The sequence below is a fragment of the Caulobacter sp. FWC2 genome, assembly GCF_002742625.1.
Taxonomy (GTDB): domain Bacteria; phylum Pseudomonadota; class Alphaproteobacteria; order Caulobacterales; family Caulobacteraceae; genus Caulobacter.
In genome coordinates this window covers 2,473,396-2,498,348 of record NZ_PEBF01000001.1, presented here as the reverse complement: position 1 = coordinate 2,498,348, position 24,953 = coordinate 2,473,396, and the positions used below count along the sequence as shown (strand labels likewise).

Annotated in this window: 26 protein-coding genes and 1 pseudogene; 12 read left to right on the top strand and 15 right to left on the bottom strand. The window is 67.5% G+C overall.

Going from position 1 to position 24,953, the window contains the following annotated elements; translation table 11 throughout:
* Window positions 1–38 precede the first annotated feature (38 nt).
* The 5 genes from pseH to ssb all read left to right on the top strand — a co-directional run bounded on the left by pseH (window position 39) and on the right by ssb (window position 5,393).
* Window positions 39–593 carry a UDP-4-amino-4,6-dideoxy-N-acetyl-beta-L-altrosamine N-acetyltransferase gene (gene pseH, locus CSW62_RS11955; RefSeq protein WP_099578059.1) on the top strand — a complete coding sequence of 185 codons (555 nt, stop codon included), beginning with the start codon at window positions 39–41 and terminating at the stop codon, window positions 591–593.
* Between the two features lie 79 nt (window positions 594–672).
* Window positions 673–3,540, top strand: coding sequence for a hypothetical protein (locus CSW62_RS11950; RefSeq protein WP_099582265.1), 2,868 nt, complete (start codon window positions 673–675; stop codon window positions 3,538–3,540).
* A gap of 59 nt (window positions 3,541–3,599) precedes the next feature.
* A complete protein-coding gene (locus tag CSW62_RS11945; RefSeq protein WP_099578057.1) occupies window positions 3,600–4,289 on the top strand; it encodes a hypothetical protein in 690 nt (229 codons plus the stop codon).
* Window positions 4,290–4,309: 20 nt separating this feature from the next.
* Window positions 4,310–4,711 (top strand): hypothetical protein, encoded by a 402-nt coding sequence (locus CSW62_RS11940; RefSeq protein ID WP_099578055.1) that lies wholly within the window; start codon window positions 4,310–4,312, stop codon window positions 4,709–4,711.
* Window positions 4,712–4,871: 160 nt separating this feature from the next.
* Window positions 4,872–5,393, top strand: coding sequence for a single-stranded DNA-binding protein (gene ssb, locus CSW62_RS11935; protein WP_099578053.1), 522 nt, complete (start codon window positions 4,872–4,874; stop codon window positions 5,391–5,393).
* A 123-nt stretch (window positions 5,394–5,516) separates the two neighbouring features.
* Here the strand turns inward: ssb and CSW62_RS11930 are convergent, their stop codons facing one another.
* From CSW62_RS11930 to CSW62_RS11890, 10 genes are all read right to left on the bottom strand, one after another.
* Window positions 5,517–6,278, bottom strand: coding sequence for a MipA/OmpV family protein (locus tag CSW62_RS11930; RefSeq protein WP_143324378.1), 762 nt, complete (start codon window positions 6,276–6,278; stop codon window positions 5,517–5,519).
* Window positions 6,275–6,700, bottom strand: a complete 426-nt coding sequence (locus CSW62_RS26135; RefSeq protein ID WP_143324377.1) for an EamA family transporter — start codon at window positions 6,698–6,700, stop codon at window positions 6,275–6,277. The genes CSW62_RS11930 and CSW62_RS26135 overlap by 4 nt, the downstream gene beginning before the upstream one ends.
* The gene (locus CSW62_RS11925) at window positions 6,697–7,785 is read right to left on the bottom strand and encodes a GNAT family N-acetyltransferase (RefSeq protein ID WP_099578049.1); all 1,089 of its coding nucleotides are present in this window, start codon (window positions 7,783–7,785) and stop codon (window positions 6,697–6,699) included. The genes CSW62_RS26135 and CSW62_RS11925 overlap by 4 nt, the downstream gene beginning before the upstream one ends.
* A complete protein-coding gene (locus tag CSW62_RS11920; protein ID WP_099578047.1) occupies window positions 7,778–8,620 on the bottom strand; it encodes a carboxylesterase in 843 nt (280 codons plus the stop codon). Before CSW62_RS11920 ends, CSW62_RS11925 begins: the two co-directional genes overlap by 8 nt.
* A complete protein-coding gene (locus CSW62_RS11915; protein ID WP_099578045.1) occupies window positions 8,617–8,982 on the bottom strand; it encodes a permease in 366 nt (121 codons plus the stop codon). Before CSW62_RS11915 ends, CSW62_RS11920 begins: the two co-directional genes overlap by 4 nt.
* Window positions 8,979–9,914 (bottom strand): arginase family protein, encoded by a 936-nt coding sequence (locus CSW62_RS11910; RefSeq protein ID WP_099578043.1) that lies wholly within the window; start codon window positions 9,912–9,914, stop codon window positions 8,979–8,981. Before CSW62_RS11910 ends, CSW62_RS11915 begins: the two co-directional genes overlap by 4 nt.
* Complete coding sequence (locus CSW62_RS11905) at window positions 9,902–11,293, bottom strand: aspartate aminotransferase family protein (RefSeq protein WP_099578041.1); 1,392 nt, start codon at window positions 11,291–11,293, stop codon at window positions 9,902–9,904. Before CSW62_RS11905 ends, CSW62_RS11910 begins: the two co-directional genes overlap by 13 nt.
* 13 nt (window positions 11,294–11,306) lie before the next feature.
* A complete protein-coding gene (locus CSW62_RS11900; protein ID WP_099578039.1) occupies window positions 11,307–11,972 on the bottom strand; it encodes an MtnX-like HAD-IB family phosphatase in 666 nt (221 codons plus the stop codon).
* A gap of 103 nt (window positions 11,973–12,075) precedes the next feature.
* Window positions 12,076–13,491: an ATP-binding protein gene (locus tag CSW62_RS11895; protein ID WP_099578037.1), complete on the bottom strand. Its 1,416-nt coding sequence runs from the start codon at window positions 13,489–13,491 to the stop codon at window positions 12,076–12,078.
* Window positions 13,488–14,144 (bottom strand): response regulator transcription factor, encoded by a 657-nt coding sequence (locus CSW62_RS11890; protein WP_099578035.1) that lies wholly within the window; start codon window positions 14,142–14,144, stop codon window positions 13,488–13,490. The genes CSW62_RS11895 and CSW62_RS11890 overlap by 4 nt, the downstream gene beginning before the upstream one ends.
* Window positions 14,145–14,487: 343 nt before the next feature.
* Here CSW62_RS11890 and CSW62_RS11885 point away from each other — a divergent pair, with 343 nt between their 5' ends.
* Window positions 14,488–15,171 (top strand): hypothetical protein, encoded by a 684-nt coding sequence (locus tag CSW62_RS11885; RefSeq protein WP_099578033.1) that lies wholly within the window; start codon window positions 14,488–14,490, stop codon window positions 15,169–15,171.
* Between the two features lie 11 nt (window positions 15,172–15,182).
* On the top strand, window positions 15,183–16,016 hold the full coding sequence (locus CSW62_RS11880; protein WP_099578031.1) for a hypothetical protein: 834 nt from the start codon (window positions 15,183–15,185) through the stop codon (window positions 16,014–16,016).
* On the opposite strand, the pseudogene CSW62_RS26920 reads toward CSW62_RS11880, so the two are convergent.
* Together CSW62_RS26920 and CSW62_RS26915 are read right to left on the bottom strand one after the other, a co-directional pair.
* A pseudogene (locus CSW62_RS26920) lies at window positions 16,013–16,231 on the bottom strand (GNAT family N-acetyltransferase); the annotation flags it as partial. The gene CSW62_RS11880 and the pseudogene CSW62_RS26920 sit on opposite strands and share 4 nt — an antisense overlap.
* Window positions 16,232–16,243: 12 nt before the next feature.
* Window positions 16,244–16,549 (bottom strand): hypothetical protein, encoded by a 306-nt coding sequence (locus CSW62_RS26915; RefSeq protein ID WP_233206665.1) that lies wholly within the window; start codon window positions 16,547–16,549, stop codon window positions 16,244–16,246.
* A gap of 319 nt (window positions 16,550–16,868) precedes the next feature.
* Between CSW62_RS26915 and ppdK the strand changes: the two genes are divergently transcribed.
* From ppdK to CSW62_RS11855, 4 genes are all read left to right on the top strand, one after another.
* Window positions 16,869–19,556: a pyruvate, phosphate dikinase gene (ppdK, locus tag CSW62_RS11870; protein ID WP_099578029.1), complete on the top strand. Its 2,688-nt coding sequence runs from the start codon at window positions 16,869–16,871 to the stop codon at window positions 19,554–19,556.
* Between the two features lie 90 nt (window positions 19,557–19,646).
* A complete protein-coding gene (locus CSW62_RS11865) occupies window positions 19,647–20,309 on the top strand; it encodes a cyclopropane-fatty-acyl-phospholipid synthase family protein (protein WP_099578027.1) in 663 nt (220 codons plus the stop codon).
* A gap of 88 nt (window positions 20,310–20,397) precedes the next feature.
* On the top strand, window positions 20,398–20,856 hold the full coding sequence (locus tag CSW62_RS11860) for a heme-binding protein (protein ID WP_099578025.1): 459 nt from the start codon (window positions 20,398–20,400) through the stop codon (window positions 20,854–20,856).
* A 13-nt stretch (window positions 20,857–20,869) separates the two neighbouring features.
* Window positions 20,870–21,784 carry a DUF4861 family protein gene (locus tag CSW62_RS11855; RefSeq protein WP_099582264.1) on the top strand — a complete coding sequence of 305 codons (915 nt, stop codon included), beginning with the start codon at window positions 20,870–20,872 and terminating at the stop codon, window positions 21,782–21,784.
* Window positions 21,785–21,914: 130 nt separating this feature from the next.
* Here the strand turns inward: CSW62_RS11855 and wrbA are convergent, their stop codons facing one another.
* Together wrbA and CSW62_RS11845 are read right to left on the bottom strand one after the other, a co-directional pair.
* Complete coding sequence (wrbA, locus tag CSW62_RS11850; RefSeq protein ID WP_099578023.1) at window positions 21,915–22,514, bottom strand: NAD(P)H:quinone oxidoreductase; 600 nt, start codon at window positions 22,512–22,514, stop codon at window positions 21,915–21,917.
* Between the two features lie 90 nt (window positions 22,515–22,604).
* Window positions 22,605–23,303: a pirin family protein gene (locus CSW62_RS11845; RefSeq protein ID WP_099578021.1), complete on the bottom strand. Its 699-nt coding sequence runs from the start codon at window positions 23,301–23,303 to the stop codon at window positions 22,605–22,607.
* Window positions 23,304–23,444: 141 nt separating this feature from the next.
* Between CSW62_RS11845 and CSW62_RS11840 the strand changes: the two genes are divergently transcribed.
* Complete coding sequence (locus tag CSW62_RS11840; RefSeq protein ID WP_099578019.1) at window positions 23,445–24,344, top strand: LysR family transcriptional regulator; 900 nt, start codon at window positions 23,445–23,447, stop codon at window positions 24,342–24,344.
* Here the strand turns inward: CSW62_RS11840 and CSW62_RS11835 are convergent.
* Window positions 24,341–24,877 carry a hypothetical protein gene (locus CSW62_RS11835; protein WP_099578017.1) on the bottom strand — a complete coding sequence of 179 codons (537 nt, stop codon included), beginning with the start codon at window positions 24,875–24,877 and terminating at the stop codon, window positions 24,341–24,343. The two genes, CSW62_RS11840 and CSW62_RS11835, sit on opposite strands and share 4 nt — an antisense overlap.
* Window positions 24,878–24,953: the final 76 nt, after the last annotated feature.

Here is a 24,953-nt window from a genome sequence, read left to right as displayed (position 1 = left end):
AAGGTTCCGCAAGGCGAACCGGGGATTCGGCGACGGGCATGATCGAACTTCGCGACTTGCGAGACGAGGACGAGACGATCCTCTTTCAGTGGCGCTCCGAACCGGAGGTAGACCGCTGGATGTCCGACGCAGAACTGCCGAGCCGGGCGGCTCACGCGGCCTGGTTCGACGCTCTGCGGACCGATCCCGACATGCGCGGCTGGATGATCACCCGTTCTGACGCGCCCATGGGCCTGATCACCCTGACCGGCCTTGGCAGCCACCATCGCCGCGCCAGCCTGCATTGGTTCCTCGGTTCGGCCGAGGCGCGGGGCAGGGGCGTGGGGCGCGCGGCCCAGGTTCTGGGTCTGGACCTCGCCTTCGGCGAGCTCGGCCTGCACAAGGTGTTCGCCGAGGTCATGGCCGATAACGACGCGGCCTTGAAGGCTCAATCCTCGGCCGGATTCCGCCGCGAAGGTTATCTGCGCGGCCACGTGCTGAAGGGCGGCGAGCCGCGCGACGTCGTGCTGCTGGGAATCCTGGCCTCGGAGTGGGCGGGGCTGCGCGAGGGCGCTCGCCGGGCGCTGTCGGACGCCAACCTTATCGCCGCTTAAGGCTAATCGTTAAGGAGTCGTCAGCGAAGGTCTGACAAGGGTAACCCAGGGGCGCTTTGCGCCCTGATTGGAACAGGTCGTGATCAGCTTCGACTCCAGCCTCCTGCTCAACTACTATCAGGCCCGCGCGGGCGTGACGGGAGCGGCTGCGTCGGGAACGGCGACGACGGCGTCGGGCGGCAAGAAGGCCGTCGTGCCGAACGCGCCCTGGCTGGGCAACGCGCCCGCGGCCAGCGAGCAGGTCCGTTCGGCCCTGAACGGCCGCAAGTTCGTCGACGAAGGCGCCAACGCCTCCAGTCTCAAGGGCGTCAGTCCCGACTACAAGAAGCTGTTCGCATCGTACCAGGCGCTCAGCACGATGGCCGCCCTCGTCACCCAGGCGGGGCAGAAGGGCCAGACCGACGGCGAGATCAAGCGCCTGCAGACAGCGCTGGGGCGTGGCCTGGGTGAGGTCACCAGCTACGTCCAGGGACTGTCGCTGGATCAGATGCGCCTGACGACCGGCGCGGTGATGACCAGCGACAAGGCCACGGTCGGGGTCCCCAAGAACAGCACGACCTACACGACAGACACGCTCTATAGCGGCCAGGTCGACGACGAGGTGCCGCGGTTCAAGGGCGATGTCTCGTTCGGGGTCTCGGTCAAGAGCTTCGGCGTGACCTCCAATGTCGCCATGGATCTGTCCGAGATGGGCTCGACGCCCCGGACCATGTCCAACGTCGTCAGCTACATGAACGGCAAGCTGAAGGCGGCCGGGTTCAACACCAGCTTCTCGGTGCAGCGCACGGCGGGCCAGGAGCGCACGGTCCAGGTCAGCGGTAAGCCTGTCACCCTTCCCGCCACCGGCGACGACTTCGCCCTGAAGATCAACGGCGACATCGCCGAGCAGGTGAGCTTCAGCGCCCCGACGACGGCGCCAGCGGTCTATGTCACCACCAAGGCCGGCAATCCGGATCCCGACAAGGATTCGAAGACCAACGACGCCGTCTATGAAAACACCCTGACCAAGTACAGCGCGGCCGGGACCGGAAGCGGCCCCAACGCAGGCGCGCCGGGCGGCAAGGTGTTCACCGAGACTCTGCAGGGCACGATCAACAGCGTCCGCAAGTCGGTGACGGGCGCGGACGGCTCGGTTTACATGCTGGCCGACGTCGACACCTCGGTGGACGGCAAGCTCGACCTCAACGGCCAGCCGATCAAGGGCGACAGCGACGTCGCTCTGCTCAAATACGACAGCGCCGGCCATCTGCTTTACGCCAGAACCCTCGGCGCGACTGACGAGGCCAATGGCCTCTCCCTGGCCGTTGGCGACGACGGCAGCGTGGCCGTGGCGGGTTCCGTCACGGGCCGCCTGAACGGCGCGGTCAACGGTCCGATCAACAGTGGCGACACCGGAAAGACCAGCGACAGCTTCGTCACCCGCTACGACTCCAAGGGCGACGAGCAGTGGACGGTGCGCCGCGGCGGCCTGCAGGACGACGAGGCCACGGCCCTGGCGTTCGGCTCGGATGGCGTTCTCTATGTCGGCGGCCGCAGCAAGTCGGACCTGCCCGGCGCGGTCGGCTCGGACCCCAGCGGCGGCTATGACGCCTATCTGACGGCCTTCGCCACCGACAGCGCCGGCAAGCCGCAGGCGCTGTTCACCCAGAAATTCGGCACGACCGAGAACGACAGCGTCTCCGACATCATCGTCAACGGTTCGCAGGTCATCGTCGGATCCAAGGAGAACGGTTCGGCGACCCTGCGCAGCTTTGATGTCTCGGCCAATGTCGTGACCGAGAACGTCAGCAAGCTCGATCAGTACGGCGCCTATCAGACCGTGCCAGTCACCTACACCAAGACCGCCACGGTCGCGGCCGGCGCCAAGCGCGACCTGGGCTCGCTGAAGGGCGGCGATCTGGTGGGACTGAAGATCGACGGCGGCCAGCTTTATGTCGGCGGCTCCACGGCCAACACCCTGATGTCGATCAATGGCGCCACGACGGCGCCGTCGGGCGGCATGGACGCTTTCGTCGGCCGGATGTCGCTGGACCTTTCCAACAACGGCAGCGATGCGCTGACCTATTACGGCGGCACCGGCGACGATACGGTCACCGGCTTCGACGTCTCGAACGGTACGGCCTGGCTGGTCGGCTCGGCCGGCGCCAACCTGGATGGGCAGGCGACGGTCGGGACCAAGGACGGCTACGTCGCCCAGGTCAATGTCGGCACGGGCAATGTCGACTGGAGCCAGCGCCTGACCGGCAAGGACGGCTATGCGACGCCGACCTCTGTGGCGGTGGCCAAGACCGGCGCCTCTTCGCTGGACGCCCTTGGCCTGCCGACCGGCGCTGTGAACTACGCCCAGTCCGACCGCATCGTCTCGGCGACCGCGGCGCGGGCCGGCGACACCTTCCAGATCCGCACCCGCGAGCGCGGCAACCTGGCCACGATCACCATCGAGGCCAAGGACACGCTCGAGACCCTGGCGGACAAGATCAAGCGCGCCTCTGGCTACCGCGCCAAGGTCGAGACCGCTACCAGCGGCAACAGCCGCGTCCTGAAGATCAGCCCCGCCTCCAACACCTCGACGATCGAGATCGTGGCGGGCAAGGGCGGCGCCGATGTGCTGACGGCCCTGGGCCTGGCCGGCGGCGTCGTGCGCGCCACCAAGACCGACGACGGTAAGACCGTCTCGGCCGACGGCAGCGGTCCGGTCTATGGTCTTAGCCTGCCGCCCGAGCTGGACCTGACCTCGGATGCGGGACGCAAGAACGCCACCATGGTCATCCAACGAGCGATGTCGTCGGTCCGCAGCGCCTATCGCGAGATCGCCGACACGGCCATGGGCGTGAAGAGCGACAGCTCGAAAAGCGCGGGAAAGACCGATGGCAAGGTTCCGGCCTATCTGACCAGCCAGCTGGCCAACTACCAGGCGGCGCTGAACCGCCTGACGGGCGGCGGCTAGGCCTCATATTCTGGCCCGTCGAGCTTGAAAGCGTCATCGACGCGTCGTAGCCAGGGGCCATGGACTTTCTGAAAGATCGCCGAACCCTCATCTTCGCCGGCGGTGGCGCACTCGCGCTGCTGGCGGGCCTGGGCATCGCCGTGGCCCTGATGTCGGGCCATGACAAGAAGCCGGACGAGGCTCCGCCGGCCTCTCGGGGCGGTCTGATCGTCGAGACGGGCCGTGACGACGACAGCAAGCTGGATCCCGCGCGACCGCTGCGCTGCTTCGTGGGCGGCGCCTTCGTCGGCGAGATCACCCTGGCCGAATGCGCCAAGAAAAACGGGGTGGCCACCGGCGCCCTGGATGTCGGCGTCGACGAGACGGGCGCCCTGGCCGCCGCCGACCAGGCGGGCACGGTCCTGACTCCGCTGCCGCCGACCCCGACTGTCTCCGCGCCCGCCGCGGCCCCGGCGACGCCTGCGGCGACGCCAGCCTCGTCGGCCAATACCGCGGCCAACACCCCGCTCGGCGCCTGCTGGCGCTACGCGGGCAACGAGTGGCGGCGGCTGCCCGGCGAGATCACCCTGAACGCCTGCGCCCAGCAGCTGTTCGGCGGGCGCTGCGAGAAGACCGGCGGCGCCACCTATGGCCGCTGGGGCGAGGAAACGCTGCGGCTGGTGCCTGGCCGCGTCGAGATTTCGTCCGACAACCGCAGCTTCCACACCGCGTTCGACCAGGGCCCAAACTGCTCTATCCCCAACGGCTGATAGGTTTATAAGTGTAATCCATGAGCAAGACCGTCCTCGCCGTCGCCGCCGTTCTGGCCGTTTCCAGTCTCGCGCTCGCCGGTTGCGAGAAGCAGACCAAGGCCCCGTTCGAACAGGGCGTGTGCTTCCAGGTGGCGACCAACAAGGACGGCACGCTGCGCTATAATCCGGTGGAGCGTAACGTGCCGCAGATGGAGCTGTGCGCGGCGGCGCTTGAAGGCGCGCGTCAGCGCTTCGTGCGCCTGGGCCAGTCCAACAGCGTGGGCATGGTTGGCGCCTACCAGGGCTCGTTCATCTTCCTTGAGAAGGAGGGCATCTACGTCGGCCAGACCTATGAAGGTCCGCGCTTCATGTCGCTGGTCCGCACCGGTGACGGACGCTTGGCCGTGCCGGGCGCCATCCGCCGCGAACCCAGCCAGTAGCGTTCTGCGCAGCAGCGAGTGGATGGCTCGTCCGTCCACAGCCGTCTTTCCCGTCCACAAGAACGTTATGAGAACAAAACTTGCGCGAGCCGCAAGCTCTCGTTAACGTCTCGCTCCAGATTCCGGCGCGAAGGTCGCCGGGCGAGAACAAGGGCGAGCGATGGCTGGCAGCGTCAACAAGGTCATTCTGGTGGGCAATCTCGGGGCTGATCCCGAGATCCGCAGCCTCGGTTCGGGCGACCGCGTCGCCAATCTTCGCATCGCCACCTCCGAGACCTGGCGCGACCGCACCAGCGGCGAGCGCAAGGAAAAGACGGAGTGGCACCGCGTCGTGATCTTCAACGACAACCTGGTGAAGGTCGCCGAGCAGTATCTGCGCAAGGGCTCGACGGTCTATATCGAGGGCGCGATCCAGACCCGAAAGTGGACCGACAACACGGGCGCTGAGAAGTACTCGACCGAGATCGTGCTGCAGAAGTTCCGCGGCGAGTTGACCATGCTGGGCGGTCGCGGCGACGGCGCGGGCGCTGGCGCCTCGTCGGGCGGCGGTGACGAGTACGGTGGCGGCTATTCGGGCGGTGGCGGCGGCTCCAGCTTTGGCGGCGGCGGCGGCCAGCGCAGCCAGCCCAGCGGCCCGCGCGAGAGCTTCTCGGCCGACCTGGACGACGAGATTCCGTTCTAGAGCGGAAGAACACTCGAACTGTAAACAGCGGCCGGTTCTCCTGGGAGCCGGCCGTCTTTATTGCATCTCACAATTCGGGCTGGTCGCGCTAGGGTGGGTAAAGCCAACCAGAGTTCACCGTTATCAGCCAAACCGGTAGGTCAGGCCCAAGCCGAACGTCACCATGTCGCGGGTGCGCAGCAGCGGACTGCGCCACTCCTCGCCCAGGATGCGGTCCTCGCTGAACGTGGCGACGATGGCCGTGCGCGGACCAATAGCCCGGGCGGCGTCCAGTTCCAGACCGGCGCTGTAGAAGTCGTTTTCGGCAAAGCGCGGCAGCTGCTGGGGCCGGTCGGCTTTCCGTCGCAGGCCGAAATACTCGCGCGAGAAGCTGCTGTCGGCCCACGAGAGACGGGCCTGCGCGCCGACCTTCCAGCGCGGCGAGACCTGGGCGCCGGTATCGAACGCCAGGTCGCCGGACCAGCCGCCATAGCCGTCGACCGCCTTGCGCACCCGCAGGCTGACATCGCCGATGGGCGTGAGGCGCTTCACGAAGCCGCCGACCTCGACCGCGTCTTCCATGACGAAGGCCCGCCGGGGCACGCGGTCGTTATAGGACTGGCGGTATTCCACCACAGGACCAGCCGACCAGCCGCCGCCGCGCCACAGGCTGGCGGTCAGGCCATCGTCGAGGCTGAACTCCACAAGGTCGCCGTAGCTGGCCGAGACGATCGGCAGCAGATCGGTCGTGTAGCGAGACGATCCCAGATGGACGGGGCGCGTGCGGGAGATCAATCCGACATCCACCGTCCAAGGACCATAGTCGGGCGAGCCCGCTTCAGCCTTGGCCGCGCTGGCCATGCTCACGACGACGAAGGCGGCCAGGACGATCGCGCTGGGTCTCATTGCGCCGGTTCGCCGGAGCGGCCCATCAGCCAGACCCCGGCGAGGATGGCGACGCCGCCGAGGATCTGCAGCAGGCTGGCGGGCTCGTGGAAGACGGTCCAGCTGGCCGCCACGACCAGCACGTAGCTGAGCGCCGACAGCGGGAAGGCTTCGCTGAGCTTGATCTCGGACAGCACCACCATCCAGGCGCAGAAGCTGATGATCTCCAGCGCGATCAGCGCCTCGGCCCACGGCACGGTCAGCACCTTCGAAAGCCATAGCCTGCCGAACGGGACGCCGGACATGACCTGGGCGGTCTCCTTGGCGGTCACCTGATAGGCCAGGCCCAGCAGGGGCAGGGCCAGGAACAGCAAGCGTTTGGCCCATCGCGCGCGGAAGGTGGTCGGGGGCGCCGGATCGACGACCGGTTCAGGTGGGGTCAATGGGGGACGTCCGGCGCCAGCAGCGGCGCGAGCCAGCGCAGGGCGCGGTTGAGCAACGGGTTGCGGTGGCGAAAATACATGGCCGTGGGGATCAGGCCGCTGCCTAGTCGCAGCTTGTTGGCATAGGCGGCCTGGCCGCTCTGATAGCGGGTCAGGCCCAGGTCGAGGCAAAGCCGGATGTTGGTGAACCAGCTCAGGAAGTAGAGGTTGTGGTCGCGGCCCTCGGCCCGCATGCAGAAGAACTTGTCGACGAGGGTTCCGGCGTCGATCAGGACTAGGTTGGCGGCCAACAGCACGTCGTCGACGAAATAGAGCACGCAGGCAGCGCGCTCGCCCATGCGGTCCAGCACGCCGGTGAAATAGTCCGCCGTAAGGGTCTCGAATTGCAGGTCGCCGCGCGCCCTCGTCTCGGCATAGAGGGCCATGACCTCGGACTCGAGGCCTGTCAGGTCGCGGCGAACCTCGACCCTCACGACCTGGGCGGCGCGCAGCTTGCGGCGCATGTCCTTGCGGGTCGCCGGAGACAGCCGCGCCAGATAGGTTTCCTGGTCGGGAAAATCGACCTCCAGGCTGGCCAGCGGCAGGCCGGTCATCGGCTGGTAGTCGGCCGGACCTAGGGCATTGGCCCACAGGGCGGCATGCGGGGCCGGCACGTCCTTGACCGCCATCAGGCCGCAGCGCTCATGTCGCGCAGCGTCTTCGAAGGTCTTCATCATCAGGCCAAGTAGAACGACCGGGTCGGCGTCGGGCGACAGTCCGAGCTGGGCGGTCTCCGTGCACGGTGAGCCAAGGCAGGCCAGGCGCAGCGTGGTCAGTCCCGGCGCGACCCGGCCGATCGCGCGCAGGATAGTCCTGGCGGCGCCGTCGACGGTGGTTTCCAGGGCGTACCGGGTGAGAAAGGCCGGCGCGGCTGCCAGCAGCCGCCCATCCTCCTCGACCAGGACATAGCGCCAGGCGAAGCCTTCCAGGCCGGCGGCCTCGACTGCGGCCAGATAGTCATAGCGCTCGACCTCGCCGGGGAAGAGGGCGTCCCAGGCGGCGGGGTCGACGGCGGCCAGGGTGTCGACGACACGGGCTTCAAGCATGTACGGGCTCGGCCGCGAAGGCCGGGGCGCTGGCGGCGTGGCGCAGGAAGAAGGCGGCGGTCTCGTCGGCGACCAGGGCGCGCTCCTTGTCGACGTGCAGCATGTGGTAGCTGTCCTCGAACAGCCGCACTTCGGCCTTTGGCCCCAGGGCGCGCTTCAAGCGCCAGGCGTTGCGCGGATCGCTCATGTCGTCTTCGCGCGCATGCATGATCAGGCAGGGGATGTCGATGGCGCTGGCGTCGTGCTCTAGGCGCCGGCCCAGGCGATACATCTGGAATAGGGCTCCGAACGGCAGACGGTCCAGAGAGCCCTCGATGAAGGCTTCCGGCGCGCGCGCCACGCGTTCGCGCAGGCGCTCGTCCTTGAGGCCGAAAGGATACGGCTCGGCGAAGCTGATCCGGCGCACCAGCGGCAGGTTGGCGATCGCCTGGATCAGGTAGGCGCCCTTCATCCAGCCTTTCATGTTCCAGCCGTCGTATTCGAAGGTCATCGAATAGACGACGGCGGCGGCTATCTCGGGGCGCTGGGCGGCCAGCTCCAGACCCAGAGCGCCGCCGACGCAGACGCCAGCAACGAAGATCTCGTCGACCTCGCGGGCGTAGGCGTCGTAGGCGGCGACCACGGAGTCCAGCCAGTCGCGCCAGGTGCTGCGCAGCAGCGTGGCCATGTCGGCGCCGTGTCCGGCCAGCTGCGGGACCATGACGTCGAAGCCCTGGCGGTGCAGCCGCCTGGCCAGGAACTTCATCTCGTCGGGGGCGCCAGTCAGGCCGTGGATCAGCAATACGCCGCGACGGCCCTCGGCCTTCAGCCGGAAGCTGCGGTCTTGAACGGTCATAGGCCGGAGGCTCCGACCAGGATCACGCCCAGCCCGATCAGCACCGCGCCCGCGACCTGACCTCGGGTCAGGCGCTCGCGGAACACCAGGGCGCCGGCGATCGGGATGCCGGCATAGGGCAAGGTGGTGATCTGATAGGCCACCGACAGCGGCGCGATCTCCAGGACGCGGACCAGGGCGATGGTCTCGCTGATCCAGAACGCCAGCCCGAGCCACAGGACCGGCTGGCGCGCCAGGTCGAGAACGTAGTTCGAACCGTCCTGAGCCCGGTTGGCGGCGGCCTTGAAGCACAGCTCGCGGGTGATCTCGGTCACGACGCAAAAGGCCAGACCCAAGGCGGCCGAGGACAGGATACGGCTCATGCGGCGACCTGCACGAACAGGCGCAACAGGCGCCGGTTGACGCCCTCATTGACCTGGCGGGCCTGGGGCGCAGGCGGCGACCAGGGCTGGTCCAGCAACGCCTCGCCTTGCTTGAGCAGGGCCGCGACGGCGCCGCCGCCATAGCGCGGACGGCTCCAGTCGCCGACGATGTCGGCCCCGATCAGGCGGCGTTCGGCCAGGATGCGGTCGAGCATCGCCTCCAGGAACCGCAGGCTGGTGCGCCCCTGGTCCCAGTTGGTGGCGGCGTCTTCCGGTCGCAGGACGTCCTTGTCGATCGTGACATAGACGGCGTCGGTCTCGATGCGCGAAGCCAGGAAGTCGACAAAGGCTTCCTCGCCCAGGCTCTCGACCGTCGGCCACGCGGCGGCGCCCACGCGGACGGCCGCGCCGCCGTCCGGCGCGCGATAGGCGTACAGCTCCAGCCGACCGTCGTCGGCCAGGTCCAGATGCGCGCCCTTGGCGGTCGGATGGGCGATGTCGTCGCTGCACACACCGACCGTGACCACCTTGGCCACGCCGGGCAGGCGCGCGGCCGTCCCGACCCACGAACCGCAGTGCATGCCGTCCTCGAACCGCACCCAGTCGGGGTGGTTGTCGAAATGCAGCACCGTCACGCTTTCGCTCCACGACGCCTCGATCGCCCGCTCGATCAGCAGCGGCGAGACGTGGTGAAAGTCGCCCGAGCCGGTGAACACCAGGCTGGGGCTGGTCTGGACACCCGCCCGCAGGCGCTCGCGCAGGGCTTCCAGCGCGGGCGGGCGGCTCCACAGGCGCAGGGCCGGACCAAGGTCGCGGGCGGTCACTTGGTGACCGCCCGCGGCCAGGGTTTCAGCGGCCAGCAGCGTCTGGTCCTCGAACGCGCCGTCGAGGTCCAGGAGCACCGGGGTCAGGCGATCACTCAGTCGACGCACCGGCGCAGCACCGCATCCAGAAGCTTCAGGGCCAGGTCGATCTCGTCCTTGCTGATCTCCAGCGAGGGCGCGAGCGTGATGACGTTCTTGTGGTAGCCGCCGACGTCGAGGATCAGGCCCATGGTCTTGCCGTCGACCTCGAGCTCGCCCGACATGGCGACCTCTTCCATCTTGTTCAGCAGGACCTTGTTGGGCGTGAAGCCGTCCGCCTCGCAGATCTCGGCGCGCAGGGCCAAACCCAGGCCGTCGACGTCGCCGATCTGCGGCCAGCGCTTCTGCAACTCCTTCAGGCCTTCCAGGAAGTAGGCGCCCTTCGCCATCACCTGGGCGCCGTAGTCGACCTCGTGGGTCATGCGCAGGGTCTCCAGCGCCACCGAGGTGCCCATCGGGTTGGCGTTGAAGGTCGAGTGGGTCGAACCGGGCGGGAAGATCTCCGGATTGATCAGCTCTTCGCGGGCCCAGACGCCCGACAGGGGGTTCAGGCCATTGGTCAGGGCCTTGCCGAACACCAGTACGTCCGGCTGCACGCCAAAGTGTTCGATCGACCACAGCTTGCCGGTCCGCCACATGCCCATCTGGATCTCATCAACCACCAGCAGAATGCCGTACTGGTCGAGGACCTTCTTCAGTTCGGAGAAGAAGTTCATCGGCGGGATGACGTAGCCGCCGGTGCCTTGGATGGGCTCGATGAAGAAGGCGGCGTATTCCGCCTGGCCGGTCTTGGTGTCGAGCACGCCGTTATATTCGGTCTCGAACAGGCGGGCGAACTTCTGGACGCAGTGGTGACCGTACTCTTCCTTGCTCATGCCCTTGGGGCCGCGGAAGTGGTACGGGAACTCGATGAACTGGGCGCGGTCGCCGAAGTGGCCGTAGCGGCGGCGATAGCGGTACGACGAGGTGATCGCCGAAGCGCCCAGGGTGCGGCCGTGATAGCCGCCCTCGAACGCGAACATCAGCTGCTTGCCGCCGGTGGCGTTGCGGACCAGCTTCAGCGAATCCTCGACGGCCTGGGCGCCGCCGACATTGAAATGGACCCGGCCCTTGCGGCCGAACTTCTTCTCGGCGTCCTGGGCGATCATCGCGGCGAGCTCAACCTTCTCGCGGTGCAGGTACTGGCTGGCGACCTGCGGCAGGGTGTCGAGCTGGCGGTGGGCGACGGCGGTCAGGCGCGGATTGCGGTAGCCGAAATTGACGGCCGAGTACCACATCTGCAGGTCCAGATACTCGCGGCCCTGCGCGTCGTACATGAACGAGCCCTCGCAGCCCGTGAAGAACTTCGGGTCGGGCAGATAGTGGACCGTATCGCCGTAGGAGCAGTACTGGGCCTCGAGGTCGCGCAGGGCGGCTTCGTCGAGGACGGGGTGTTCGGCGTCGTACATGGGGAAACTCCGATCAGATGGCGGCGCGACGGGCCAGGCGGCCGTGGACCGCGGCGAGCGTCGTGGTGATGCTGTGGAAGTCCGAGAATTCGTGGTGCGGCATGGCGCGTGAGCGGGCGTAGGCGGCCAGCTTGTCGCGCGCGAACAGCAGGTCGGCGCGACCCGAGACACAGAAGTCAGAGCGCCCGTCGCCGATGAAGACCATGAGGTTGTCGGTCTGGGCGTCGGTCGAGGCGACCTGGCACTTGCAGACCCCCGACCCGGCCGCGCAGCCGGCGCGCGACCAGGGCTGCTCCAGCCGGCGTCCAGCGACCGCGTCACCGACCAGGCGGTTGGCGACGACGGGCAGATATCCCAGGCCGTGGCGGCTCAGGATCCGGGCGATGAAATAGTCGACGCCGTCGCTGACCACGGTCAGCGGCACGGCGCTGGCCTGGCACCAGGCGACGAAATCCGCGAAGCCGTTGACCAATTCGACGCTGTCGAGCACGGCGTCGAGCGCGGCGTCGTCGCCGCCGATCAGGGCGACCTGGCCGCGCATGCACGCCGCAGCGGTGATCTCGCCGCGCTTCCACTGGTCCTCGAGGTCCTCCCAGGCCGGGTCGGCCAGACGGGTCAGGACCAGATCGGTCGTGTCGACCTTGGCGATCGTACCGTCGAAATCACAGAAAACTTGCATGCGCCGCTCCGGTTCGGCGCGAGGTGTGGGCGACGAACCTGATGCGAAGCTGAAGAGAAGCGGGCAATGATGAGGCGATTTCGGTCGCTGTCGGAGGGACCGTCTAGGAAGCGGCCTTTGGCAGGCCGAAGCGAGCCTCCAGACCCGGGGCGCCGTCCGCGCGATCCGCAAGAATAACCCGCCCGCCCAGGACGCGGGAGGCCTCCTCGACGATCGCCAGGCCTAGTCCTGAGCCCGATCCACGGGCGTTGGCGCCGCGGAAGAAGCGCTGGAAGACGCGCTCGCGCTCGTCGGTAGGTATCCCCGGACCGTGGTCGGAAACGGTCACCCAGCCCAGGTTGCGATCGCTGGAGAGCAGGACCTGAACCTCCGAGTCAGGCGGGGCGTGGCAGACGGCGTTCTCGATCAGATTGGCCAGGATCAGGCGGACCAGGGCCGGGTCGCCCTGGACCCGCGGCGTCTGGCCCTCCAGCGCCAGAGCCACGCCCTTGGCGGCGGCGATGACGGCGATCTCGGCCAGGGCGGCGGTGGCCTCGGCGCGCGGATCGGCGGTCAGGTCCCGGTCGATCCGCGGTCCCAACTGCGCCAGGGTCAGCAACTGTTCGGTCAGTTCGCTGGCCCGGGCCACGCCCTCGCGCAGTTGCTGGACCTGAGTCGCGCGCTCGACCGGATCGTCCTCCTGCGCGATCAGCTGGGCCTGAAGGCTCAGCGCCGCCAGGGGCGTGCGCAGCTGGTGGGCGGCGCTGTCGATGAACTGCCGCTCGTGTTCGTAGCTGCGCTGCAGACGGGTCAGCAGGTCGTTGACCGACCGCACCATCGGCTGCAGGTCGAGCGGCCAGGTCCGGGTGTCGAGCGGGCTGAGGTCGCGGGAGCCGCGATCGCCGATCGCCGCGACCAGGGCGCGCACCGCCCGCAGGCCGTCCTTCAGCGCCAGCCAGATCAGCGCCAGGCTGGCTGGCAGCACCAGCATCAGCGGGATGGCCAGCTCGACCAGGATCTGTTTGACCAGCACCGACCGGATACTGGTGCGCTCGCCCACCTGAATGGTGACGCCGGCTTCGCCCACCGGCAGGTTGAAGATCCGCCAATGCTTGCCTGCGACCTTGGCGGTCTCGAACCCCTTCTGGCCGCGCGGCGGGGCCAGGCTGGGGCCGGTGTCGGAGCCCAGGACCAGGCGCCCGTCCTTCCAGATCCTGAACATCCGCCAGTCGGCATAGGCGTCGAAGGCCTTGCGGTCCTCGTCGCTCAGCCACTCGTCGCCGATCTCCAGCGAGACGCCAGACCGGTTCTGACCGCGCTCCTTGATCTCTTCGCTCATCAGGGCGCGCAGCACGTTGGCGCCGGTGATCAGCTGGCCGTCATAGACCTTGTCGATCTCGTTGCGGGCGGTCCAGTACATCATCCCGAAGACGGTGATCATGATGGCGATCAGCAGGGCGGTCACCCGGCGGAAGAGCTGACCGGTGACCGAGGCCCGTGGATCGAAGGTGCGGGGAGCAAGAGGGCGGGGCGACTTCATTTGCCCACCATGTAGCCCAGCCCGCGGGCCGTCAGGATGAAGTCGGTCCCGAGCTTCTTGCGCAGCGCGTAGATGGTCACCTCGATAGTGTTGCTCTCGACCCCGCCGGCGGCGTCATAGAGCGCGTTCTCCAGGTCGTCCTTGCTGACGAAGCGGCCGGCCCTGCGCATCAGGACATCGAGCACCCGCAGCTCCTTGGCGGTCAGCTGCACGGCCGCATCGCCACGCCGCACCAGACGCGCGCCGATGTCCAGGGCCACGTCCTTGACCCGCAGCACGTCGTTGACCCGCCCCTCCGCGCGGCGGATCTGTGCCCGGATGCGCGCCAGCAGTTCGTCGAGGTCGAAGGGCTTGACCAGATAGTCGTCGGCGCCCGCGTCCAGCCCGTCGATCTTCTGATCGCCACGTCCCCGCGCCGTGACGATGATGACCGGCGTGGTGTCGCGGCGGGCGCGCATCCGCTTGAGCACCTCGATGCCATCCACCTGCGGCAGCGACAGGTCCAGGATCACGGTCTCATAGGCTTGAGCGCTGAGCCCTCCCAGCGCCTCGTCGCCATCCTGGGCCCAGTCGACGACATAGCCGGCCTTCTCCAGGCCCCGCTTCATCGCCGCGCCCAGCATGGCGTCGTCCTCGACGAGCAAGAGTTTCACGCCGCGGCCATGCGCGGCTGACTTTCGCTGTTCCGGTGGCGGTCTGGCTTGGGCGAGGCCGTGTCGGTCATGGTCGGACAAAAATCCTACATCGGCGGGAAGGCGCGCCAAACAACCGGGGCGCCAAGTCTAGACGAGCACCGGCTGAGCCTTACGTCGAGGTGAACCCGACCCACAAGGCCCGCGACCCGGCCCCTGGTCGCCGTTTGTCAGGATGACCGCGCCGTCGCAGGAGATCGACCGTCCGGAAAGCGATCGCCCGCCGCTTACGTTTTAGCTGCGCGATACGCTTGTTCTCAGTCAGAGGTTGTGTTCTCCTTCGCTCACCTTTGGAGGATACACGATGCGACGAGTGCTTCTGGGTATCGGTGTGATGACGCTGCTGGCGTCCGGTTCTGCTGTCTCGGCGCGTCAGAGCGATACCATGATGGGCGATGCGCGGCGGGAGAACGGCCTCGCTGTGGAGATGGCGCGGCTGCGGAGCGGCAATGGCCCGACGGGCGGCGCCCGCCAAGGCGTTTGCCCGCTGGTCCGGGGCGCCTCGGCCGAGGTGAACGACTACGTCGCCGCGCGCATGCGCCAGGTGGCCAAGGATGTCGGCGCCGAGTACGCGCGCTGGGATTGCGAGCCCAATGTGGTGGTCTTGTTCTCATCGGAGCCTGACCAACTGTTGAATGCGGCTTCGCGCGACAAGCGGTTCAACTATAGCGGCGTCACCGCCCAGCGCGCCCAGCAGTTCAAGACCAGCACTCAGCCGGTCCGCTGGATGCACGGCAGTGCGACCCCAGGGATGAAGACGCGGGACGCGCGCCCCTACAACTCGCTGGTCGTGGTCGACGCCAACAAGGCCGCGGACGTCAAGGTCTCGGCCCTGGCGGACTATGTGACCATGGTCTCGCTGGCCGATGTTCAAGCTCGCGCGGCGCCGGCCGACGGCACGATCCTGAACCTGTTCGACAACGGCAAGGCCGAGGCCATGACCGAGGCGGACCGGGCTTATCTCCGCGCGGTCTACCGCACGCGATAGGTGAGGGCGCGATGCGGTCCTGGGCTGTCGGCCTGGTCCTGGCCGCGATGGTTCCGATGGCGGCGGTGGCGCAGGATGCGCCGCCGTTGGTTTCTGACACTCTGGTGGTCAAGTCCGCCAACCGCGCCCGCACCATGAACTACGTCCGCGCGGCGACCGAGCTATCGAACGGTATGGTCAGCCGCCGTTCGCCGCAGCTCTGCCCGGTGGTGGCTGGCGCGGGCAAGATCGTTGACGACTATGTGCGGTCACGGCTGCGCCAGATCGCGGGCGATGTCGGCCTGCGGTTCGAGACCCAGAAGTGCTATCCGAACCTGATGATCCTGTTCTCGCGGGAGCCAGAGCTCATGCTGGATCAGGCGCGCAGGCGCGGGAAGATTCGCTACGACACCATCTCGCTTCCACGCATCGACCGGTTCAAGGCCAATACCAATCCCGTGCGCTGGCTCAGCTACACCGGCGAGGTTCCGGCCTATGGCGACATCTCGTCCGGTGACACCGATATCCGCGCCATGCGGGCCCCGGACAGCCATATCCTCCAGCCGGTCGCCAGCCGTTTGCACTACAGCCTGGTGGTCGTGGACGCGCGCAAGACTGACGGGGTCGAGATCGGCGCCCTGGCCGACTATGTCAGTCTGGTCGCCCTGGCGGACATCCGCCCCGACGCCACCCAGCCCGACCAGGCCTCGATCCTGAACCTGTTTGTCGAGCCGGGCGGCCCCAAGCGGATGACGGCTTCCGACAAGGCCTATCTGCGCGGCCTCTACAAATTGAAGACCGATCGCATCGGGCCGGATCAACTAGGCGCCCTGACCTCGGCCATGGCCACCGAGCTGGAGCGCTAAGCCAGCAGATCGTCAGGCCGCGCCCAGCGATAGCGCACGACATCGACGTCCCTACCGCCGGGGGCGGTCTCGCGATAGCGCGCCGTCTCCACGCCGCCCTTGCGGATGTAGAACCCGAGCGCGTCTTGGTTGGGCGCGTAGACCTCCAGGTGCAGCGGCGCGCCGCCGTGGTCCTCGATCAGCCACCGCGCCACCTCGGCCAGCAGGGCCGTGCCAAGCCCGCCGCCCTAGCGCTCGGGCGCGACGTGCAGATTGTCGAGTAAGGCGCCCACGGATGGATTCAGCTTGAACGAGGCGTAGGCCAGGCCGACCGGCTCGCCGCCCTCCATCGCCGCCAGGATCAGGTCGGTCGCCGGGTCGAAGGTCTCGAACCGCTTGCGCCAGACGGTCCGCGAGATCTCCGGCAGCGCGTGGTCCAGATGGGCGTCGCCATAGAGACCGCGATAGGCGACCTGGCGACTGCGGGTGTGCAGGTCGGCGATGGCGTCCGCCCCATTCCGAGACGTGCCGAGTCGGACAATGTGCGGTTCCATGCACGGAATGGAAGCGTTGCGCGCTGCGAAAACAAGCGGCTGTGATCGTCCGGTTTCGGCTCACATCGCGAATTTGGCGTAAGATTGCTCGAAACCCCGCCAGCGGGCTCGGTCGGACAACGTTGTCATTGGAATTATTTGCCGAATTCTCGTGTCGAGCCGTGGAACGCTAAGCGCCAGTGGACGCGTTCTTGAGCGAAGTGCTACTGAGACGCCCGGATATTGCACTGCGGGATCACGACAAAGCAGCGCTGTTCCAGGGCGAGACGACCTCCAAAGAGAGGCGCGGCCATCTTCACTGATCGCAGGGTGAGAGCATATGCCGGTTGAGACGTTGACCAAGACCCGTTGGGTTTATGCATTCGGCGGAGGCGGCGCTGACGGCGACGCCTCGATGAAGAACCTGCTGGGTGGGAAGGGGGCTAATCTCGCGGAGATGTCGTCCCTGGGCCTGCCGGTTCCGCCAGGCTTCACCATCACCACGGAAGCCTGTGTCCACTACTATTCGAACGGCAAGCAGTACCCGGCCGAGCTGACCGAGCAGGTCGCCGTCGGGCTGGCCAAGGTCGAGGAGCTGACCGGCAAGGCGTTTGGCGACGTCGCCAACCCGCTGCTGGTCTCTGTGCGCTCGGGCGCCCGGGCTTCCATGCCGGGCATGATGGACACCGTGCTGAACCTGGGCCTGAACGACGAGACGGTCGAGGGCCTGGCCAAGCTGTCGGGCGACCGCCGCTTCGCCTATGACAGCTACCGCCGCTTCATCCAGATGTACTCGAACGTCGTGCTCAATCTGGAGCACCACATGTTCGAGGAGATCCTGGACGACCATAAGGATCGCCTGGACGTTCATGTCGACACCGGCCTGACCGCCGACGACTGGGCCGCCGTGATCAAGGACTACAAGGCCGCTGTTCAGGATCACCTGGGCAAGCCGTTCCCGCAGGACGCCCAGGAGCAGCTGTGGGGCGCTGTCGGCGCCGTGTTCGCCAGCTGGATGAACGACCGCGCCAAGTTCTATCGCCGCATGCACGACATCCCCGAGAGCTGGGGCACGGCCGTGAACATCCAGTCGATGGTGTTCGGCAACATGGGCGACACCTCCGCGACAGGCGTGGCCTTCACCCGCAACCCGTCGAACGGCGACAACCGTCTGTACGGCGAGTTCCTGATCAACGCCCAGGGCGAGGACGTGGTGGCCGGCATCCGCACGCCGCAGTCCCTGACCAAGGCCGCCCGCGAGGAAATGGGCGACGTCGCCCCCTCGATGGAAGAGGCGATGCCCGAGGTGTTCGCCCAGTTCAAGTCGGTGGTCGAGACGCTGGAGCGTCACTATCGCGACATGCAGGACATCGAGTTCACCGTCGAGCGCGGCGTGCTCTACATGCTGCAGACCCGCAACGGCAAGCGCACCGCCAAGGCCGCGCTGAAGACGGCCGTCGACATGGCCGCCGAGGGCGTGATCAGCAAGGAAGAGGCGATCGGCCGCGTCGAGCCGGCCTCGCTGGACCAACTGCTGCACCCGACCATCGACCCGACCGCCCATCGCGACGTGATCACCACCGGTCTGCCCGCCTCGCCCGGCGCGGCGACCGGCAAGATCGTCTTCGACAGCGACGCCGCCGAGAAGGCCTCGGCCGCCGGCGAAAGCGTCATCCTCGTGCGCGAGGAGACCTCGCCGGAAGACATTCACGGCATGCACGCCGCACGCGGCATCATCACGGCCAGGGGCGGCATGACCAGCCACGCCGCGGTCGTGGCGCGCGGCATGGGGCGCCCGTGCGTCTCGGGCGCCGGCGATGTCTCCATCTTCCCTAAGGAAGGCCTGTTCCGGGTCCGTGGCCGCGAGTTCAAGGCCGGTGAGATCATCACCATCGACGGGTCGACCGGCGAAATCCTGGCCGGTTCGCCGAAGATGATCGAGCCCGAGCTGACCGGCGACTTCGCCACCCTGATGGGCTGGGCCGACCAGGTCCGCCGCCTGAAGGTGCGCGCCAACGCTGAGACGCCGCTGGACGCCAAGACCGCCCGCCAGTTCGGCGCGGAGGGCATCGGCCTGTGCCGCACCGAGCACATGTTCTTCGATGACACCCGGATCGCCGCCGTGCGCGAGATGATCCTGGCCGACGACGAGAAGGGCCGCCGCGCGGCCCTGGCCAAGATCGCTCCGTTCCAGAAGGCCGACTTCGTGGAGCTCTTCACGATCATGGAGGGCCTGCCGGTCACGATCCGCCTGCTGGATCCGCCGCTGCACGAGTTCCTGCCGCACACCGAGGAAGACGTCGAAGCCGTGGCCAAGGCCACCGGCCTGGACGCCGCCAAGCTGATGCGTCGCGCCAAGGAGCTGCACGAGACCAACCCCATGCTGGGCCATCGCGGCTGCCGCCTGGGCGTCTCTTATCCCGAGATCTACGAGATGCAGGTCCGCGCCATCATCGAGGCCGCCTGCGAGATCGCCAAGTCGGGCAAGGCCGCTCCGGTGCCGGAAATCATGCACCCGCTCGTCGCCAAAGGCGAAGAGATGAAGTACCTGCGCGACCTGACCGACCGCACCGCCAAGGCCGTGCTGGAAGAGCAGGGCGTCGACCTGAAGTACACGGTCGGCACCATGATCGAGCTGCCCCGCGCCGCCCTGCGGGCTGGTGACCTGGCCGCCAACGCCGAGTTCTTCAGCTTCGGCACCAACGACCTGACCCAGACGACCTTCGGCATCAGCCGCGACGACGCCGGCAAGTTCCTGGGCGCCTATATCGACAAGGGCATCTTCGAGAAGGACCCCTTCGTCAGCCTCGACCAGGAAGGCGTGGGTGACCTGATCCGCATCGCCGCCGAGCGCGGCCGCGCGGCGCGTCCCGACGTCAAACTGGGCATCTGCGGCGAGCACGGCGGCGACCCCGCCTCGATCAGCTTCTGTGAGACGGTCGGCCTCGACTACGTGTCGTGTTCGCCCTACCGCGTGCCGATCGCGCGTCTGGCGGCGGCGCAAGCGGCGCTCGCCAACAAGCGCTAGCAGGCCGACAAGGCTTGATTTAAGGGGCCCGGCGCTGGACAGCGCCGGGCCCTTTTCCTATCCGGGAACGGGGCTCTCGGGGGAAATGCTATGGCCTATCTGCGCTGGCGCCGGTTCACGGAGCTTCTCTCGCTGGACAGGCCGTGGCTGGGCGAGCTGTTCATGCGCAAGCGGGGCAAGCCGATCGTCGCCGCGCCTGTCGAGAAGTGGGACGCCGAATATCAGGACGGGATCTACGACCGCCTGAACCGCTCGGAGCAACGTCACCACCACCGCCTGCTGGCCGCCATGATCGCCGACCGCTGGCCCAATCCGCGCGTGCTGGAGATCGGGGCGGGCGAGGGCGTGTTCTACGAGGCCATGCGCGCGCACAGGCCGGCCCGCTATGTCGGGGTGGACTTCTCCAGGCCCGCCGTCGAGCGTGGCGAGGTGCGTCTCGCGGCCGAGATCGCCATCGGCGAGGTCAAGATGCTGCTGGGCGACGGGCGGACCTTCGCGACCGACGAGACCTTCGATGTCGTGGTGTTCTCTGAATGCATCGAACATCTGGGCGAGGTCGAGGACCTAGTGGCTCACTATAAAACGAACCTCAAGCCGGGCGGCGCTGTGGGCCTAACCATGTGGCTGGCGCTGAAGCCGCTACGCCTCTGGCATCGCCTGAAGGTCCTGGGCGAGGTGCTCGACGAGGCGGTGATCAACACGCCTTGGGGCGGCGGCTGGCTGGTCGCCGTGGTGCGTCCCAGGGTTCGCTGACGAGCTGGATTATCCAATTTCAAAATTTGGCTAGACCAATTTTTGCCGCGCGCTATATCCGGAAGCGAGACTTCTGGGAGGAAGCACGATGTTGACGATCCTGGCTTTTGCCGCTGGTCTGGCGACGACGCCTGAACCTCAAGTCCTGACGCTTCCCGTCGCGATCGATCTGGCGAGGGCCGCCATCGGCGCCTGCGCCGCCCAGGGCGCGCATGTCTCGGCCGCCGTGGTCGACGCCCAGGGCAATCCGCTGGTGGTGCTGCGCGACGAACTCAGCCCCAAGCCGCCGATCGCCGCGCCCCGTAAGGCCAATGCCGCGGTCGTCTTCGACCAGCCCGGCTCGATCATGGAGCCGCGCCAGAAGTCCGATCCCGAGTTCGCCGCCAAGATCGCCGCCGATCCCGACCACCTGAACCCGCACGCCGGCTCGCTGCCGCTGCATGTGGGGACCACCGTCGTCGGCGGCCTGGCGATCGCCGACACCACCCACGAGACGGCCGACGGTTGCGCCCGCGCGGCCCTGGCAAAGTTCACGCAGTTCCACTGAGATGAGCGTCCCGATGATGAAGCGTCTCTCCCTCGCCGCCGCGTTTGCCCTGTCGCTGACCGCCGCTCACGCCCAGGAGCATGCCCCCGCCAAGCCCCTGGAGAAGCCCGACGCCGAGGGCCAGAAGCCGCGCGCCGCCGTCGTGCTGGCGCCTTACCGCTTCAACGACATCCTCTGGGAAAACGACCGCACCGCCCACCGGATCTACAGCCGCGACCTGGAGAAGGCCGAGCCGCCGTCGACCTCCGGCATCGACGCCTGGGGCAAGAGCGAGCGCTGGCCCTATATGGACCGCCAGCTGAAGACCGGCGACCAGCACCAGAACCACGGCGAAGGCCTGGACTTCTACGACGTCGGCACGGGACGAGGCGCGGGCGGGCTGGGCGTCTGGCAGGACAACAAGCTGTGGACCTCGCGCAACTGGTCCAGTTGGAAGATGATCCAGAATGGCCCGGATGTGGCCAGCTTCAGCGTCGACTACGCGCCGTGGCCGGTCGATGTGGATCGCAAGGTCTGGGAGACGCGGACCTTCACCCTGCCGCTGGGTACGAACTTCACGCGGATGGTCTCCACCATCAGCTCCGACAAGCCGGGTCCTCTGGTGGTCGGCATCGGCATCAGCAAGCGCAAGCGCGCCAGCGGCTCAGGCGTGTTCAAGAAGGACCTGGCGCCCGGCCGCGTGACGTTCTGGGAGCCGGCCGATCCGGAAAAGGGCGCGATGGCCATCGCCCTGATGGTCGACCCCAAGTCAGTCGTCGAGGTGCGCCAGGACTTCGACAACTATCTCGTCCTGATCAAGGTCGAGCCAGGCAAGCCGTTCGTCTACTACATGGGCGCGGCCTGGGATAAGGGCCTGGACGTCCACACGCCGGCCGAGTGGGACGCTTACGTGTCGGGCGCGAAGGCGGACTTCGACCCGACGCACTAGACCAAAACGAAAACCGCCCCGAGGCGGAGGGGAGCCTCGGGGCGGTCGTTGGCCGTCCGCCTGGGGGGAGGGTGCGGACGGCGGCTGCGGCTATAGATCCTTGGGGGGAGAGGATCAGCCGTGCAGTTGCTTAACCGTGCAGCTTGACGGCCGTTTCCGCGATCTTGCGACCTTGGTAGCGAGCGCCGGTCAGCTCGTTCTCGGTGGGCTGACGCGAGCCGTCGCCGCCGGCGATGGTGGTGGCGCCGTAGGGGCTGCCGCCGGTGATTTCATCCAGCGTCATCTGGCCGGCGTGGCCATAGTCCATGCCCACGATCACCATGCCGAAGTGCAGCAGGTTGGTGATGATCGAGAACAGGGTGGTCTCCTGACCGCCGTGTTGCGTCGCCGTCGAGGTGAACGCGCCGCCGACCTTGCCGTGCAAGGCGCCGCGAGCCCACAGGCCGCCGGCCTGGTCGAGGAACGCCGCCATCTGCGAGCTCATGCGGCCAAAGCGGGTGCCCGTGCCGACGATGATCGCGTCGTAGTCGGCCAGGTCGGCGATGGAGGCCACAGGCGCTTCCTGGTCGAGCTTGAAGTGGGCGTTCTTGGCGACTTCAGGCGGGGCAGTTTCGGGCACCCGCTTGATGTCGACCTGAGCGCCGGCTTCGCGAGCGCCTTCGGCGACGGCCTTGGCCATCGTCTCGATGTGGCCGTACGACGAGTAGTAGAGGACGAGAACCTTGGCCATGGCGGCCTCCTTGGAAACGAATGTCGGGGAGGAAAGTCGGCGCGAGGATTTCAGTTTCCTCGCGCCGGCTCTTGAATGGAACGGCCGCGCTTAGGCTGCGTCGACCAGGACGAGTTCGGCGTCTTCCAGGGCGGTGACGGTGATGACGTCCTCGTCCTTGATGCCGGCGCCGTCGCGGGCGTTCAGCTTGACGCCGTTGACTTCGACGACCCCGACGGCCGGGACCAGGTAACCGCTGCGGTCCTTGCCCAGAGCGTAGGTGGTGCTTTCGCCGGCCTTCAGCGTGGCGCCCAGAACGCGGGCGTCGGTGCGGATCGGCAGGGCGTCGGCGTCATCCTTGAAGCCCGAAGCCAGGGTCACGAACTTGCCCGAGCGGTCGCCCTTCGGGAACGGCTTGGCGCCCCACGAGGGAGCCGCGCCGAAGGTCTTGGGCTCGATCCAGATCTGGAAGATCCGGGTGGTTTCCGGCTCGAGATTGTACTCCGAGTGACGGATGCCCGTGCCTGCGCTCATCACCTGGACGTCGCCGGCCTCGGTGCGACCCTTGTTGCCCAGGTTGTCCTGGTGGGTGATCGCGCCGTCGCGGACGTAGGTGATGATTTCCATGTCGCTGTGCGGATGCGGCGGGAAGCCCGTGTTGGGGGCGATCTCGTCGTCGTTCCACACCCGCAGGGCGCCCCAGTTCATGTTGCTGGGATCGTAGTAGCTGGCGAACGAGAAGTGGTGCTTGGCGTTCAGCCAACCGTGGTTGGCGCCGCCAAGCTTGTCGAACGGTCTGCGGTCGATCATGGCTCTAACCTTTCTTTCCCTCTGGGCCTTGGCCCTCGGTGCGCCGCGTCGGCGCGTCCTGTTGAGGAGAAGATAGGGGATCGCACAGGATCCGAAATGGAAACTGTTGAAACTTATCGTTTCCAAAACTAAGCTCTCGTCATGTCCAAACTGCCCGATCTCGAAGGCCTCGCCGTGTTCGCCAAGGTGGTGGAACTGCGCTCGTTCGCCGCCGCCGCCGAGGAGCTGGCGATGTCCAAGGCCACGGTGTCGAAGGCGGTGACTCGCCTTGAGGAACGTCTCGGCGCGCGCCTCTTTAATCGTACCTCGCGCCGCCTGGCGCTGACCGACGCCGGCCAGTCCCTGGTCGAGCGCGCCAGCCGCGTGCTGGCCGAGGCGCAAGCCGCCGAGGAGGAGGCCTCCAGCCAGTCCTCGGCGCCGCGGGGGACGGTGCGGATGGCCGTGCCGATGTCGCTGGGTATCACCACCCTGGGGCCGGTGCTGCCGGGCTTCTTCGAGGCCTATCCCGACGTCTCGGTCGACCTGCACCTGTCGGACGCCACGGTCGATCTTGTCGGCATGGGCTTCGACCTCGCCCTGCGCGTGGCATCGCTGCCGGACAGTTCCTTGGTCGCCCGCCGCTTGCGGGGCGTGAAGAGGCACGTCGTGGCCGCGCCGGCCTACTGGGACAAGCATGGACGGCCCGGCCATCCGGCGGGCTTGGCCGAGCATCGCGGCTTGACCTACGGCCACCAGGCCGCGCCCGAGACCTGGCGCTTCCAGAGAGGCAGCGAGGAAGCCTCGGTGCGCCCCAAGTCGGTGATCCGCGCCAACAATGGCGACGTGCTGGTCCCGTCCTTGATCGCCGGGGTCGGCGTGGCGGTGCTGCCCGACTTCATCGTCGGCCCGGCCGTGGCCGACGGCCGGCTGGAGGCGATCCTGGTCGACTGGACGGCCGCGCCGATCGCCTTGCACCTGGTGATGCCGCCCGGCGGTCCGCGTCCGGCGCGGGTGGATGTGCTGGCCAACTATCTGGGCAAGGCGCTTTCAGCCAAAGGTTAGCGCACGCGCTTGAAGGTCAGGCTCTGGTCTGGCGGGCCCGGTTGGCCGTCGACGTCCTGTTCGACCTTCAGCGTGTTGGCGTCCACGAGCCAGACCTTCATAGACTGCTTGCGGCCGCTCTTGTTGCTGGTCACGGCGGTCACGCCGCTGGTCACGCCGCTGGTCACGCCGCTGGTCACGCCGCTGATCACGCCGCTGGTCCCGTCGCGACGGACGCTGATCATCACGATCTGGGTGTTGACCACGGCCTTGGTCGGCGTGCCGTCCAAGGGGGCGTCGGCGAACTGGATGGCGGCCAGGCCGCTTTCGTCTTCCTCAATCAGCGTCCAGGCCAGACTCCTGCCGTCGTCCTTGGTGACGTCGAGTTCCGCGCTCAGCGGCGCCGGGCCAGTCAGGGCCTCATTGAAGTGCGAGGCCGCGAGATCGATCTTCCAGAGACCGATCGCGCCCAGCGGGCCGGTCTGCGCCTGGGCGGGCGCGGCTAGCATCAGGCTGGCGGCGGCGGCGAGAACGGGAAGGGCGGAACGGATCATGGAGCGCCTCTTTGGAGAGACGCCATCAGACGCCCGGGCGACGCGGTTCGTCTAGGCGCTTTCTCTTCCCCAGGCT